This is a genomic window from Clostridium sp. LS3 (assembly GCF_055330225.1).
The window spans coordinates 996685-1011596 of sequence record NZ_CM143921.1; the positions used below are offsets into that span (position 1 = coordinate 996685).

Consider the following 14912-nt stretch of genomic DNA (forward strand, 5'->3'; position numbering starts at 1 on the left):
GACATAATTCTCTTAATTTTTATAAATAAATTAAGAGAATGAACAATATAATATTATGAAGTACAATTAAGCATTAAGTGAAAATGTTTATTGGGTTAAAAGAATAAAGTTTATTATGGGGGGATTGATTTTGAAAAGTAAAATGATTAGAAAATTATTAGCCACAGCAATGGCTACAGTATTTATTATTAATGGATTAACAGTAACCAAAATAGATGCTGTGACTAATAATAGTACAGAGGTAGAAAGAACACTACCTAACTTAAATCCAGTTCCACAAAATATAGAGATAAATGATGGAGTATTGACAATAACATCTTCTGTAAATATAAAAGGTAGTGATGTTGCCGATGAAGATGCTATAAGAATTTTAAATGAGTTTTTAGTTGAAAATAATATTACAGTAAATGAGACATATAATGAAGCTTCTACTACTTTAATAATTGGTGAAGTGGAAGATGATATAGCTGATATGGATACTGCAAAGGAAAAGTTAGGTATTGAAGATACTGTAGAATTAGAAGAAGAGGGATATGTACTTGCTGTTGATAATAGCAAAGGCAAAGGTGGAACTATATTAATAGAAGGTAAGGATGGCGATGGTACTTTCTATGGGGTAAAAACTTTAACACAGCTAGCTGAGAGTGATGGAGGGGAAACTACTGTTACAGAAGTTAAAATAAGTGATGAACCTACAATGAGGACAAGAGGAATAGTTGAAGGTTTTTATGGAAATCCTTGGACTCATCAAGATAGATTAAATCAAATTGAATTTTATGGAGAGCATAAAATGAATACTTATATTTATGCTCCAAAGGATGATCCTTATCATAGGGAACAATGGAGAGCTCCATACCCTGAAAGTGAAATGTCAAGAATGAGTGAGTTAATAGAAACTTCGAAAAAAAATAAGGTGGATTTTGTTTTTGCAATTTCTCCAGGTATAGATATTAGATTTGATGGAGATGCTGGGGAAGAAGACTTTCAAGCATTAATTAATAAATGCCAATCACTATATGATATGGGAGTTAGAAGTTTTGCAATATTATTTGATGATATCAGCAATAAGGATGGAATAAAGCAAGCCACTTTACTAAATAGATTTAATGAAGAGTTTGTTAAGGTTAAAGGTGATGTAAAACCACTTATAACAGTTCCAACAGAGTATGATACTCATTCTATGGGAAGAGTTGAGGAATTAAATCCATATACTAGAGATTTTTCTAGTACATTGGATAGTGACATAATGGTTATGTGGACTGGGCCAGTAGTTGTTTCAGAAGGAATAGATTTAGAAAATGCACAGTTTGTAAATTCTATATATGGTAAGAGAATGGGAGTATGGTGGAATTATCCTGTTACTGATTATATGAAAGAAAAACTAGCATTAGGACCAATATATAATGCTGATAAAGCTTTAAAAGATGAAGTGGACTTCTTTACAATGAACCCAATGGAGCATGCAGAATTTTCTAAAATAGCATTAGCTACAGGTGCAGCCTATTCATGGAACACAGAAGCTTATGATTATGATAAAGCTTGGAATAAAGCTATAGAAATGTTATATGGAGATTTAGCAGAAGAAATGAAGGTTTTTGCAAATCATTCTACAAGAATGGAAGGTGGATGGGCTTCTACAGGTAGAGCTGATGCACCAGAGGTAAGAGCTAATATGGATAGCTTATTGAAAAAGTTAGCTAAAGGACAAGATGCTTCTTATGAAATAGATTATTTATATAAAGAGTTTGATAGTATGATTAATGCAGCAGATAAATTAAATGCTGAATTACCAAGTGAGGTATTATCAAGATGTAAATCTAATTTGGATAAGTTAAAGCTCTTAGGTGAAAATGATAAATTAGCTTTAGATATGTTAATTGCTTTAGTTAATAATAATGAATCAGAGGTTTATAGAATAAAGAGTATATTAAACGATAATATGTCTAAATTAAATTCTGGAGCTAAGGTTTCAGAAAAAACAGCATTAGCATTTATAAATGAAGCATTAGCATTTGATCCTTATCCAGTGGCCGGATTTAATATATCAAGTACATTTGTAGCTACAGGTGAAGAAGTTACTTTTACAAGTACAAGTTCATTATCAGCTGTTGATATGGAGTGGACATTTGAAGGTGCTAATATTGAGAAAAGCAGAGAGGAAAATCCAACTGTAACTTATGCAGAAGAGGGAATATATTCAGTCTCTCTTAAGGTAAAGAATCCTTTAGGAGAAGATGAAATAGTAAAAGAAGGATTGATTACGGTTTCAAATGCAGCAAAAGAGGAGAAAATCAATCTTTCATTAGGTAAGACAGCAACAGCATCAAGTTTTGTAGCTCCAGGAGAAGCACCAAGATTTGCAATAGATGGAGATGTAAATACTAAATGGTGTGCTTCAGGTAATGGAACACATACTTTAACTATAGATTTAGGAACAGTAAGTACAATAAGCGATGTAATAATTAAACATGCAGAAGCGGGTTCAGAATCACCAGCGTTGAATACACTTTCTTATAGGATACAAGTTAGTAGTGATGGACAAAACTATAAAGAGGTATTAAAGGTAGATAAAAATAATAAGGCTGTAACTAATAATCCAATTCCAGTAACTAAAGGTAGATATGTTAAATTGTTAGTAGACAAGCCTGCGCAAAATAGTGATAAAGCAGCAAGAATTTATGAAGTAGAGATAATGGGATTAAATAAAGATATTGAATTACCACCTATATATGGAGAATCAGGGGATAATAAAGAGCCAATAGTTTACCCAATTCCTCAAAAAACTAAATATTTATCAAAGGAAGGCATGTCATTAACTGGTGAAGTAAATGTAGTTGTTCATGGTGATCAAGAAAAGTCAACAATAACTAAATTAGATGAAATATTAAAGAAAAATGATATAGAGTATGCTGTATCTGACAATATAGATGAGAATAAGGCTAATATAGTGATAACTTCTGATAAAAATCATTGTGATGAATGTGTAGATGACGATTTAGTAAATGATAAAGCATTGAAAAATAAAGAAGGTTATGTACTTAAGACTAGTGATGATGATAATAAAAATGGGGATATAACTATTATTGGTTCAGATAAAGATGGAGCATATTATGGCGTATTAAGCTTAGGACAAATATTAGAAAAAGGTTCAGATGATAAATTTGCTGAGGTAGTTATTTCAGACTATCCAGAAATAGAGTTTAGAGGGTTTATCGAGGGGTTCTACGGTATACCTTGGAGTCATGAGGATAGAATGAGCCTTATGAAGGATACAAGTGAATATAAGATGAATACTTATATTTATGCTCCAAAGGATGACCCTTATCACAGGAAGGATTGGAAGAAGTTATATCCAGAAGATAAGGCACAAGAAATTAAGGAGCTTGCAACAGCAGGTGCAGAAAATAACTTTAATTTCTGTTGGACAATACATCCAGGTGCAACTTTGAAGTTTACAGATGAGGATTTTAATGCATTAATTAATAAGCTTGAACAATTATATGATTTAGGGGTTCGCCAATTTGGAGTATTATTTGACGATACAGATGACTGGACTAATGGGAAAAAACAAGCAGAATGGATTAATAGAATAGATACAGAGTTTGTAAAGGCTAAAGGTGATATTGCACCTATGATTGTCATTTCAGCTAGATATAACTCTGCATGGGGACCAAGTATGAATAATTATTTTAAGCCATTCATGCAAACATTACACGAAGATATTCAAGTAATGTGGACAGGACATGCAACAATGTCAAATGTATCTAGAGATGTATTTGAGTGGCCTAAGATTCAAACAGGTGTAGATAAGGATATGGCAGTTTGGTGGAACTATCCTGTTAATGATTATTGTGATAGTAGACTTCTAATGGCTCCATTACACAATCTTAATAAAGATTTAGATAATGTTAGTGGATTCTTTTCTAATCCTATGAATCAAGCGGAGGCGTCTAAGGTTGCATTATATAGCATAGCTGACTATACATGGAATACTGATTCATTTGATTATATGAAGAGTTGGGAGACTTCTATAGAAAAACTTGTTCCGGGGGCTAAGGAAGAATTTATGAGATTTGCATCTAATACTTCTTATTTAAAAGATAGTGGTGGTGCTAGTGGTCCTTTTGAATATGATGAGTCTTGGTATTTGACAGATAAAATAAATAATTTATCCAATAGTATAGCAAATAATGAATCAATAATTGAACCAGCTAATGCATTATTAGATGAATTTAAGCTTATCACATCAGATTACGATAAACTTGTAAGTAATATAAATAATAAAAACTTACTTGAGGAAACACAAGTATTCTTAGATGCATACAAAGCTTTAGGAGAAGCAGGAGCAGCAGCAATGGAATCATTAATAGCTGCAGAAGAAGGTAAAATCGAAAATTGGTTAAATAAAAATAATTTAGCTAAAGAAAAACTAGATTTAATGGAAAGTTATAAGGTAAAGAGAGCAGAAGATAATAATGGAGATTTAGTTGAAGTAGAGTATGTAGTAGCAGTAGGTGAAAAGAGACTTAAACCAATAATAAAAGATGCTATAAGATTATCAAATACTATTCTTTCTAAATCTATATTTGTTGATGAGCAAGCTAAGGCTGTAGGTACATTAGATGGAATTGATAATATTAATGTAAAATTCGAAGATGGATCATATTCAATTAATAATGTAACTGGAGTAAAGTTAGGAGATTATGATTATATTGGAATAGCATTTCCTAAGGCAACTAAATTAAGTGAAGTTGTAATTGAGGCTAGTGATTATGAGGGGTTAGCACTTGAGTACTCATTAAATGGGTTAGAGTGGCAAAAGGCAGAGACAACTGTAGAAGATAATATAATGAAGACTACTTCTAATGTAGCTGCAACTTATGTTAGATTAGTTAGTACAAATGGAGATACAAAGGTTATTGATATAACTAGATTAATAACAAAACCAGTTTATAAAGCGAATCCTAGCATATCTCAAAATATAGGACAATATCAAAGTTATTCTATTGATAAAGCTTTAGATGGAAATATGGATACTAAGTATTGGTCAGATAAAGCTACATCAAAGGGCCATTATATTCAAGTTGACCTTGGAAATAAAATACCTCTTTATGATGTAACTTCATATTTTGGAAATATGGATTATATGAGAAATTCAGAATATTTAATCTCAGAAGATGGTATCAATTGGACATCCTTAGGTGATTTACAATTTGCTGATGAAGGTGGGAAAAAGGTAGCTACTGCAAATGCTGAAGGTAAAATGACAAGATATATTAGAATAAAAGCTAATGGAGAAAATTCAGGATACTGGATACAATTATATGAATTAGAATTTAATAAAACTGTTCCGGATTTTGGTGATGATTATGTTGAATTAGTCATAGGAAGCCCAGCAGGTAGATGGGATGCATTATATGATAGAGATTTATCTACTGCTTTTGAGGCTGATGAGGTAAGTGAAGGTGATGCATTAGTTTATAAAATGACAAGAACAACTAAAGTTGAAAAAATAATGTTCTTACAAGATTCAGAAAGAATAAGTAAAGCAAATATAAGTGTTAAAAATACAGAGGGTAATTGGAGGGAAGTAGGAAGTTTAGAAGAACAATTAACAACTCTAATTGTTAATGAAGAGATACTTGAAGTAAAATTAGAATTTGATTCAAACAAACCTGCCCCAAAAATTTATGAAATAATAGTTAAAGAAAATGCAAATATTAATGTATTTAAGGAACACTTAAAAATTGCAGTTGAGGAAGCAAAGAAAATAACAGAAGAAGATTTAGAAAATGTTGTTCCAGTAGTAGTAGAAGAGTTTAAGAAGGCCTTAGAAGAGGCCGAGGCTGTATTATCAAATTTAGGTGCTACGCAAGATTCTGTAGATAAAGCTTTTGATAGATTAAGCAAAGCAATGCATATGTTATCTTTCAAGAAAGGAGATAAAAAACATTTAATTGCATTAGTAGATAGGATTAATAAGCTAGATAAAAACGAATTTATTGCAAGCACTTGGGATAAGCTACAATTTGCATTAGATGAAGCAAATGCAATAATAAATGACAGTAATGCTATGGAAAAAGAAGTGGCAGAGTCTTATGACAAATTAATGAGAGCATTTTTAGAATTAAGATTAAAACCAAATAAAGATAAGTTAGAAGGATTAATTAATAAAGCTGAAGGTCTTGATTCAACTAAATATACTAAGAAAAGTTGGAAGAATGTAGAGAAGGCTTTAATTCCAGCTAAGAAAGTATTTGCTGATGAAGATGCTACAGAAAAGGAAATTTCTAAGGGTGAAAAAGACTTAGAGGTAGCATTAACTAATTTAGTGGTAAAGGGAGACTCAAATAATTCAGGTAATAATAACAATGGAAACAACAATAACAATGGAAACAATAATCCAAGGAACAACAAGCCAAATAAAGACAGCGGAAAAGGTGGTAAATTACCTAGTACCGGAGCAGCTGTTTCTTCTTCATTAATACTACTTTTAGGTTCTGCGGCAGTTGTTGCTGGAGGAGTAACTTTAAAGAAAAGAAAAAGAGAAGAATAGTTAATTTATTTGTTGGGTGGATAATAATTTAATATAATCATTATGCTAAAGGAGTTATTTTTAAAATAACTCCTTTTTAAGTAGATTTGTTTATTTTAAATTCATCTATTTTTTTCCCTTTTGAGGTTATAGCAGCTACTTTAATGTAATCAATCTCTACATCTACAACTAAAAAATGATATACAGCAATAGGAGAAACAACAACTCCTTCTTTACTTTTATATTTATCACGAAGTTTTTCACCAGCGCCACCTGTAATAACTTGATAAATATATCCGTTATCAAAAGTATTATTTATAATTCTTCTTGAATAATTGTGTTCGTGTCCTGAGAAAATTATATTAATATTACATTTTTCAATAGTTCTTAAAAAATCATCCCTATCACTAGGGTATAAATCAAGACAATGACCAAGATGAGCACCAGTAGGAAATGCTGGTGAGTGAACAAAAAGAAGTTTGTTTTTATTACAGTTAGAAGTTTTTTCTTGGAGCTAATTAAGCTGAGCGTTACTAATTTTATGAGTTTCTCCATGATGAAATGAATTAAGAACTATAATCCGAGTAGCATTAAAATCCATATAATAAACAGTTTTATTATAGTTCTCAAGAGAGTTATCATTAGGAATTAGATTATCATAAAATTGACTAAAAATTTTTTCGAATCTATCATCTTCTGGATTTATATTAACTTCATGATTACCTACTACGGGGACTAAAGGTTTATCAGGGTGATATTTTTCTATAATATTTTTTAAGTCAATTAGTTGTAATTTTAATATGTCTTCTTTACTGCTACCTGCAACAGTATCTCCGCACATTACGATAAATTCAGGTTCAGGATTTAACTTACAGGTTTCTTTCATTATTGAATTTAGTACTTTTTTATTTATGCCATTTTCTTTACCTTTTGAATCACCAAAAACTATAAATCTCATTTCTTCTCCTTTCAAAAAACTTAAGTGATTTATTTACAATATTTTAGCCATTTAGCATAAAGAACAGGTTTTTCAGCCTTAACAAAGTTCAAAAATTCTTTTTTATAACCAAGTTCATCTAATCCAGCAATAATTAACTTAGGATATACGCTTTTTTTCTTCATAGCTTTAGCTGTGTCGATAATTTTAATATTTCCTGAGGGTGTTAGAAAAATATGAAATAATGCTGAATCTAATCGTGTATAACCTATAGAATACATGGACTCATAAAGATTTATAATTTTATTGGAGATATCAGATGTAAGTGGATTTGATAATAAGTATCTATCTAATTCGATTCCATCTATATATTCTCTTATAATATGCCTTTCACCATATGAATAGAGTTTTGGAAAATGCGGATTTGTTTGAGACATAAGTAAAGTAGATAATTCATCTCTACATACTTGCTTTTTTTTGAAGATTTTAATACATTGGTTTGAATTTATTTTATATACTTTTCCTTGTGTTCAACTTCCAAGAAATTGCAGTTTATTTATATTTATTCCTTCATAAAGTTTAATTTTAATCACCTAATTAAGATAGTATTAATAATATTAGTATATGAAAATTACTTTTTTTGACTTACTTTATTTTAGCTGTTTATATATTTAAATGATTATATTGAAAATAGAAATTAAATGTTTATTATAATAAGTTTGAATCTGTTTTTAGTGGATCAAAAAGTGCTATATAAATAAAAAAAACTAGATATTAGTAATCTAAAAAATAATTATTAATATCTAGGTTTTTCTATATTTTAATATAAAAAATAATTTTATATATAAGTATTTTAAAATTATAATTAATGAGCTTTTCTTAATTTAAGCACAAACGATACTATAAATGAAATTATAGATATAGCTAAGAATACATAGAAAAGTGGTATTAAGAAGAAAGGTTCAACAAGCGTTCCATCTGGAGCAACTTCACTTCCTATAATGTTAAATAAAACAATGCATGACACTGAAATAATAAGTGATATTAATGATATAATATATTTTTTCATTTTAAAACCCTCCATATAGTGTAATTTAGTCTTTTATTGTTAATGACTTTATAAATAGAGTATAATACATATATATATGTAAGTCAATAATAAATTATTGAATAACAATAAAAAAATATTGTTATTAAAATCATAGTATATTCTATAATATTAGTTAAAGAACTATTTAGATATTTATAATATACGATTGATAAGATATGTTATAATAAGTATAGGTTTACATATAATGCGGGAGGATGGTATGAAGAATCAGATACTAAGGATGTTAAAAGAAAAAACTAAAAATATTACTATAGATACATTAGAAGAACTTACTGCAACTAATATAAGCAATGAGCTTAAAATAAGTAGAAATTTAGCTAGCCAGTATTTAAATGAGTTTGTTAATGAGAGAAAAGCGATAAAGGTTAATAGAAGACCAGTTTATTTTCTAGATGTAGAGGAATTAGAACTTAAGTATAAAAAACGTATAGATAAAGAAAATTATAGCATTGAAGAAATTGAAGAGTATTTTACAGTTTTTTTAGAAGAAAAAAAGGATTTCATGAATTTAATTGGATATAAGGGCAGCTTAAAATATGTTGTAGAGCAATGCAAATCTGCAATTGCATATCCTCCAGATGGACTACCTATATTATTTTATGGACCAACTGGTACAGGAAAGAGCTATATGGCGAATTTAATGTATGAGTATGCTGTAAATACAAGAAAGGTATCGAGTGATAAGAAATTTGTTACTGTTAATTGTTCAGAATATGCAAATAATCCAGAATTATTAACAGCGAATCTTTTTGGAGCAAAAAAAGGATCATACACAGGTGCTGATAAGGATACAGTTGGATTGATTAAAGCAGCTGATGGAGGAATATTATTTTTAGATGAGGTACATTGCTTAAAGCCAGAATGTCAGGAAAAATTATTCTTATTTATGGATAAGGGAATATATCACATGGTTGGTGATAATGAAACTTGGCATGAGGCTAATGTAAGATTAGTATTTGCTACTACTGAAAATCCAGAAGATGTATTGTTAAAGACTCTTCTTAGAAGAATTGCTATTATAGCAACAATACCTTCTTTAGAAGATAGGCCAATTGAGGAAAGAAAGGGAATTATATATCATGTATTTAAAAAGGAATCAGAAAATATAGGAAAAAAAATTAGAATTAGTAATGCTGTTTATAAAGCATTATTAAATTGTAATTTATCAGGAAACATAGGACAAATAAAAAATTATATAAAAGCAGGTTGTGCAAATGCATTTTTACAACAAATTGATAATTCGGAATATTTAGATGTAAATATATATAATATGCCTCAATTTTTACTGGCCTTTAACAACAAGGATCAAGTTGTAGTTGAAAGAGCCTTAGATAAAAAAATGATAAATATTGAAGAAATTAATCCGGAAAAAAGAGCAGAGAATAATTGTAAAATTGTAGAACTGTATGAAAGTATAATAAAAAGTTATTTAGATAATAAAATTAAAAATTTACCTTTCAAAGATTTTTTAATAGCTTATGATAAGCAGTTAAATAGGTCTTATGATTATATAGTTTATTTTAATATAGAGGCTAATTATCAAAAGGTACAGTATATAAAGACTGTGTTAGAAAATATTTTTGATCTTACAATTAATCAATATAGGATAAATATACCTAATAATGATATTATAGCTTTTTCAAGATATTTAAATGATTATATTCAAAATAGAAGCGAAATAAGTATATGGGAAAATACGAATAAAGAATTAATAAAAAAAGTAGAGGAAGAAGTAAAAGTTAAACTAAATAGAGAGCATCATATAGCTGTTGAAATAAACAATTTATTACAGAATAGCTTAGATGTAACTTTAGGAGGAATGGAATTAGCTTTTCTAACTATGAATATTAAATCTCATAATAGAGAAGTGGATATTAATAGGATACCTGGGATTATCTTAAGTCATGGCTATTCAACAGCAAGTAGTATTGCAGATGCTGCTAATAAATTATTAGATTGTTATATCTTTGATGCAATAGATATGCCGTTAGGGGTTAGCTCTGAGGAGATAGTTAAAAAGATTAAAGACTATATAAATAAGAAGGGGAATTTTAATGAAATTATACTTCTAGTTGATATGGGATCATTAGAGGATATATATAAAGGAATACAAAATGACACAAACATAAATATAGGAATAATAAACAATATAAATACTAAGCTTGCTTTAGATATAGGTTTAAAATTAATTCAAGGATATGAAGTAGAAGAGATACTAAAAGAATCTTGCAATAAGAACTACTCTAGTTATAAGTACATTAAAAATAGAAAGTTAGAGAAGGTTATTTTAACAGTATGTCCAACTGGAATTGGAACCTCTAAAAAGATTGCAGAATTAATAAATAGAAGTTTACCAAGAAAAATAGAGATAAATATAATACCACAGGATTATGGATTAATAGTTGATGAAAAGACATTAAAGGAATTACAAGATAAATATGATATTAAGCTTGTAATTGGAACTATAAATCCTAATATTGAAAAGGTCCCATTTATATCTCTTGAAAATATTATAGTTAATAATCAATTAGAGTATTTAGAAGAGATATTCAGTGAATATTTAACTGCTGAAGAGATAAAAACATTTAAGGACAATATAGTAAAGGTGTTTTCACTATCTAATATAGTAGATTATCTTACAATATTAAATGCGGAAAAGGTGCTAGAGGTTGTAGGTGTCGCAGTAGATGAGATGGAGAAGAAACTTAATATTGAACTTATGCCAAGTATAAAGATAGGTCTATATGTACATCTATCATGTTTGTTAGAAAGATTAATAACTAAGACTCATATAACTTCTTATGACTGTATAGAGAAGTTTAAAGAAGAGAATAAAGAGTTTATTGAAATAGTGAGAAAATCATTAACTGAAGTAGAGAAGTATTTTAGTGTCGAAATACCTGTCGAAGAAATAGGGTATATCTTCGACTATATAAAAAGTAATAAATAATAATAAGGAAAATAGAGGCGTGTAGGCTATCGACTGATAGTTGGCACGTCTTTTGCTTTATATAAATATTGAAAGGAGATGAATCTATTGAGACGAGTAATTTTAGCAACACATGGGGAATTATCAAAAGGCATGCATAATTCAATTAAATTAATCATCGGTGATATGGCAAATGATATAGAAACATATTCCTTATATATAGGAAAGAGTCCAGTTGATTATGTAAATGAAATTAGACCAGATGTAGAAAGTAAGGAGGATACAGAATTCATTTTTATTACAGATATAAAGGGAGGTAGTGTTCATACTGCATTAATGGAATTATGCGTGTATAAGAATGTTAAGTTGTTTTCTGGAATGAATATGAATTTAGTTTTAGATATTTTATTATCTTTTCCAGAGGAGATATCAAATAAGAAAAGTGAAATAATAATTAGTCAAGCAAGAGAAGGAATGACCTTTTTAGATTATCAAAGTTTAAATGCAGATGAAAATGAAGAATTTTAATAAAATTTTAGGAGGAATATTATGAAAAAGAATTTTTTAAGTTTATTTAAGAATGAAAAACCAATCTTTGCAATGTTGCACTTAAAAGGAGATACTCAAGAAGAAACTTTTGAAAGAGCAAAAGAAGAAATCAAAATTTATATGGAAAATGGTGTAGATGCAGTAATTGTTGAAAATTACTACGGAAATTACTATGACATGGAAAGAGTTCTACAATATTTGGAAGAAAGTGATTTGGATATTGTTTACGGAGTTAACTGTTTGAATGTTGATGCAATGGGGTTTGATTTAGCTAAACGTTTCCGTGCTAGTTTTGTACAATTAGATTCAGTAGCTGGTCACTTACAATTAAGAGATGATCCAGGATTTGAAGCATTTATTAAAAAAATGAGAGAAGAATATGATGGATATATTCTTGGTGGAGTAAGATTTAAATACCAACCATATTTATCTGGAAGATCATTAGAAGAAGATTTAACAATTGGTATGGCTCGTTGTGATGCGATTGTTGTAACTCAAGATGCAACTGGACAAGAAACATCTATGGATAAAATTAATGAATTTAGATCTATCATGGGTGATTTCCCACTAGTAGTTGGTGCAGGATTAACTCCAGATAGTTGTGAAAAACAATTTGAAGTTGCAGATGCTGCTATCGTAGGAAGTTACTTCAAAGATACATACAAAGATACAGGAGATGTTGATGGATCACATGTAAAAACATTGATTGATGCTGTAGAAGAGATTAGAAGGGGAGGAAAATAATATGATTAAGGCAGTAAGAATAGACCATCGTCTAGTGCATGGACAAGTAGCTTTTTCATGGACAAAGTTTTTAGAAGCTGATTGTATTTTAGTTGCTAGTGATAATTTAATGAAAGACGAATTAAAAATGACTGCAATGAAAATTGCAAAACCAACTGGGGTAAAACTAGTTATGAAAAGCATCGATGATTCTATAAAAGCATTAAATAGCGGAGTTACAGATAAATATAAATTGTTTATTGTAGTCGAAAGTGTAGAAGATGCTTATCGCCTAGCAAATGGAGTTCAGGCTATCACATCAATTAATATTGGTGGTATGAAAGCAACAGAAGATCGTAAACAAATTTCAAAAGCTGTTTTTGTATCAGAAAATGATGTGAAAATGATGAAAGAATTGGGGAGTAAAGGAATTGAATTAGAAGTTCGTTTAGTGCCAAGTGATATAAAACAAAATGCTTTAAAATTAATCTAAAAGGAAAGAGAGGAAAAGTGTATGAGCTTAGGATTTCAAGCTATATTAATTGGGTTAGTGGCGTTTTTTGGTTATTTCCACAATTATGCGGGTTCTACAATGTGGAATCGTCCGATTATTATGGCTACATTAACAGGGCTAGTATTAGGAGATATTAAAACAGGTATTATGGTAGGAGCGGCATTAGAACTTGCATTCTTGGGAGCAGTTCCAATTGGTGCAAGTAATCCACCAGACATGACAGCAGGATCAATCATTGGAACTGCATTTGTTATCATAAGTAATGCTCAAATAGGGGCAGCAATTGCATTGGCTATTCCAGTAGCTACATTAGCATTATTATTTAATAACTTATTAATGATGTTTGTATTAGTATGGGTAGCTCACTTAGCTGATAAATATGCAGAAGAAGGGAATGCATCAAAGGTAGAATGGCTGTGTAGAATTTCTGCAATTGGAAATATGATAGTCTTAGCATTTGTAGTAGCAATTTCTTTCTATGTAGGTGTTCCAGTAATTGAAAACGTATTAGCAATGATTCCAGAATGGATTATTCACGGTATGGATGTAGCTGCAGGAATCTTACCAGCAGTAGGGTTTGCAATGTTAGCAAAAATGATTGTTACAAAAGAGTTAGTGGCATTCCTAATTTTAGGGTTCTTATTAACAGCTTACTTAAAAATTCCAGTATTTGGTGTAGCATTATTAGGTTTAGTTATAGCGCTAATTGCTTTCTATACGCGAGACAATAAATCAGGAAACATAGAGGAGGCTTACGTAGATGAAAACGAATTCTAAGAACATGATTGATCCAAACAGCAAAATCACAAAAAGAGACTTTTGGAAAGTATTTACAAGGAGTTGTACGTTAGATTCAGCATGGAACTATGAGCGTCAACAACACTTAATGTATTGCTATACAATGATTCCTATTTTAAAAAGACTTTATTCAGATAATAAGGATAAGATGGCAAAAGCGTTAAAGCGTCACTTAGAGTTTATGGCTTGTACTCCGCATATAGTAACACTACTAGCAGGTATTACAGGTGCAATGGAAGAACAAAATTCAAGGGATGAAAATTTTGATGAAAGTTCAATCAGTGCCGTAAAAACTTCATTAATGGGGCCAATGGCAGGATTAGGAGATTCATTCTTCTGGGGTACTTTATTAACAATCGCAGTTGGGATTGGTGTTTCTTTCGCACAAGAAGGAAGCATTATGGGACCAATTATGTTCTTGCTTATTATAAATATTCCAGGATTCTTAGCTCGTTTCTATTGTTTAAAATTCGGATTTAAATATGGGGTAAAATTCTTCACAAACATGTCAAGCAATGGTGTTATTGAAAAAGTTACAAAATGTGCATCGGTGTTAGGGTTAATGGTAATTGGGGGGATGATTGCTTCAACAGTTAGCATGCCGATTACATTAGAAGTTGGAGTTGGGCAAATAGTTGAACCGTTACAAAAGTATTTAGATCAAATTATGCCTTGTTTACTACCAGCATGTGCATTTGGAGTGATGTACTGGCTATTAGGAAAAAATATTAAAACAACTCGTATTTTAGTATTCTTATTAATTTTTGGTTGTATTGCTTCATTTTTTGGAATAATGTAATAAGATGAATCACTAAG

At 29.9% G+C, this 14912-nt stretch carries 10 protein-coding genes; 7 read left to right on the forward strand and 3 right to left on the reverse strand.

What is annotated here, in order from left to right; translation table 11 throughout:
- The first annotated feature begins 130 nt into the window (after nucleotides 1-130).
- Nucleotides 131-6556 (forward strand): beta-N-acetylglucosaminidase domain-containing protein, encoded by a 6426-nt coding sequence (locus tag ACZJV1_RS04575; protein ID WP_463651576.1) that lies wholly within the window; start codon nucleotides 131-133, stop codon nucleotides 6554-6556.
- Nucleotides 6557-7049: 493 nt separating this feature from the next.
- Here the strand turns inward: ACZJV1_RS04575 and ACZJV1_RS04580 are convergent, their stop codons facing one another.
- The 3 genes from ACZJV1_RS04580 to ACZJV1_RS04590 all read right to left on the reverse strand — a co-directional run bounded on the left by ACZJV1_RS04580 (nucleotide 7050) and on the right by ACZJV1_RS04590 (nucleotide 8541).
- Nucleotides 7050-7493, reverse strand: a complete 444-nt coding sequence (locus ACZJV1_RS04580; RefSeq protein WP_463651577.1) for a metallophosphoesterase — start codon at nucleotides 7491-7493, stop codon at nucleotides 7050-7052.
- A gap of 29 nt (nucleotides 7494-7522) precedes the next feature.
- Complete coding sequence (locus tag ACZJV1_RS04585) at nucleotides 7523-7909, reverse strand: hypothetical protein (RefSeq protein WP_463651578.1); 387 nt, start codon at nucleotides 7907-7909, stop codon at nucleotides 7523-7525.
- A 428-nt stretch (nucleotides 7910-8337) separates the two neighbouring features.
- A complete protein-coding gene (locus tag ACZJV1_RS04590) occupies nucleotides 8338-8541 on the reverse strand; it encodes a DUF3955 domain-containing protein (RefSeq protein WP_463651579.1) in 204 nt (67 codons plus the stop codon).
- Nucleotides 8542-8782: 241 nt separating this feature from the next.
- On the opposite strand from ACZJV1_RS04590, the gene ACZJV1_RS04595 reads away from it, so the two are divergent.
- The 6 genes from ACZJV1_RS04595 (at nucleotide 8783) to ACZJV1_RS04620 (ending at nucleotide 14895) form a co-directional block, all read left to right on the forward strand.
- Nucleotides 8783-11533 carry a sigma 54-interacting transcriptional regulator gene (locus tag ACZJV1_RS04595; protein ID WP_463651580.1) on the forward strand — a complete coding sequence of 917 codons (2751 nt, stop codon included), beginning with the start codon at nucleotides 8783-8785 and terminating at the stop codon, nucleotides 11531-11533.
- Nucleotides 11534-11620: 87 nt separating this feature from the next.
- Nucleotides 11621-12040 carry a PTS sugar transporter subunit IIA gene (locus ACZJV1_RS04600; RefSeq protein ID WP_463651581.1) on the forward strand — a complete coding sequence of 140 codons (420 nt, stop codon included), beginning with the start codon at nucleotides 11621-11623 and terminating at the stop codon, nucleotides 12038-12040.
- A 21-nt stretch (nucleotides 12041-12061) separates the two neighbouring features.
- On the forward strand, nucleotides 12062-12805 hold the full coding sequence (locus tag ACZJV1_RS04605; protein WP_463651582.1) for a BtpA/SgcQ family protein: 744 nt from the start codon (nucleotides 12062-12064) through the stop codon (nucleotides 12803-12805).
- A 1-nt stretch (nucleotide 12806) separates the two neighbouring features.
- Complete coding sequence (locus ACZJV1_RS04610) at nucleotides 12807-13277, forward strand: PTS sugar transporter subunit IIB (protein WP_463651583.1); 471 nt, start codon at nucleotides 12807-12809, stop codon at nucleotides 13275-13277.
- 21 nt (nucleotides 13278-13298) lie between these two features.
- Nucleotides 13299-14075, forward strand: a complete 777-nt coding sequence (locus ACZJV1_RS04615; protein WP_411170078.1) for a PTS mannose/fructose/sorbose/N-acetylgalactosamine transporter subunit IIC — start codon at nucleotides 13299-13301, stop codon at nucleotides 14073-14075.
- Nucleotides 14059-14895: a PTS system mannose/fructose/sorbose family transporter subunit IID gene (locus tag ACZJV1_RS04620; RefSeq protein ID WP_463651584.1), complete on the forward strand. Its 837-nt coding sequence runs from the start codon at nucleotides 14059-14061 to the stop codon at nucleotides 14893-14895. Before ACZJV1_RS04615 ends, ACZJV1_RS04620 begins: the two co-directional genes overlap by 17 nt.
- The last annotated feature ends 17 nt before the right edge of the window (nucleotides 14896-14912 follow it).

Coding starts and splice junctions, on each gene's coding strand:
- ACZJV1_RS04595 (WP_463651580.1), top strand. CDS start 8,783: ATGAAGAATCAGATACTAAGGATGTTAAAAGAAAAAACTAAAAATATT.
- ACZJV1_RS04590 (WP_463651579.1), bottom strand. CDS start 8,541: ATGAAAAAATATATTATATCATTAATATCACTTATTATTTCAGTGTCA.
- ACZJV1_RS04605 (WP_463651582.1), top strand. CDS start 12,062: ATGAAAAAGAATTTTTTAAGTTTATTTAAGAATGAAAAACCAATCTTT.
- ACZJV1_RS04580 (WP_463651577.1), bottom strand. CDS start 7,493: ATGAGATTTATAGTTTTTGGTGATTCAAAAGGTAAAGAAAATGGCATA.
- ACZJV1_RS04620 (WP_463651584.1), top strand. CDS start 14,059: ATGAAAACGAATTCTAAGAACATGATTGATCCAAACAGCAAAATCACA.
- ACZJV1_RS04615 (WP_411170078.1), top strand. CDS start 13,299: ATGAGCTTAGGATTTCAAGCTATATTAATTGGGTTAGTGGCGTTTTTT.
- ACZJV1_RS04585 (WP_463651578.1), bottom strand. CDS start 7,909: ATGTCTCAAACAAATCCGCATTTTCCAAAACTCTATTCATATGGTGAA.
- ACZJV1_RS04610 (WP_463651583.1), top strand. CDS start 12,807: ATGATTAAGGCAGTAAGAATAGACCATCGTCTAGTGCATGGACAAGTA.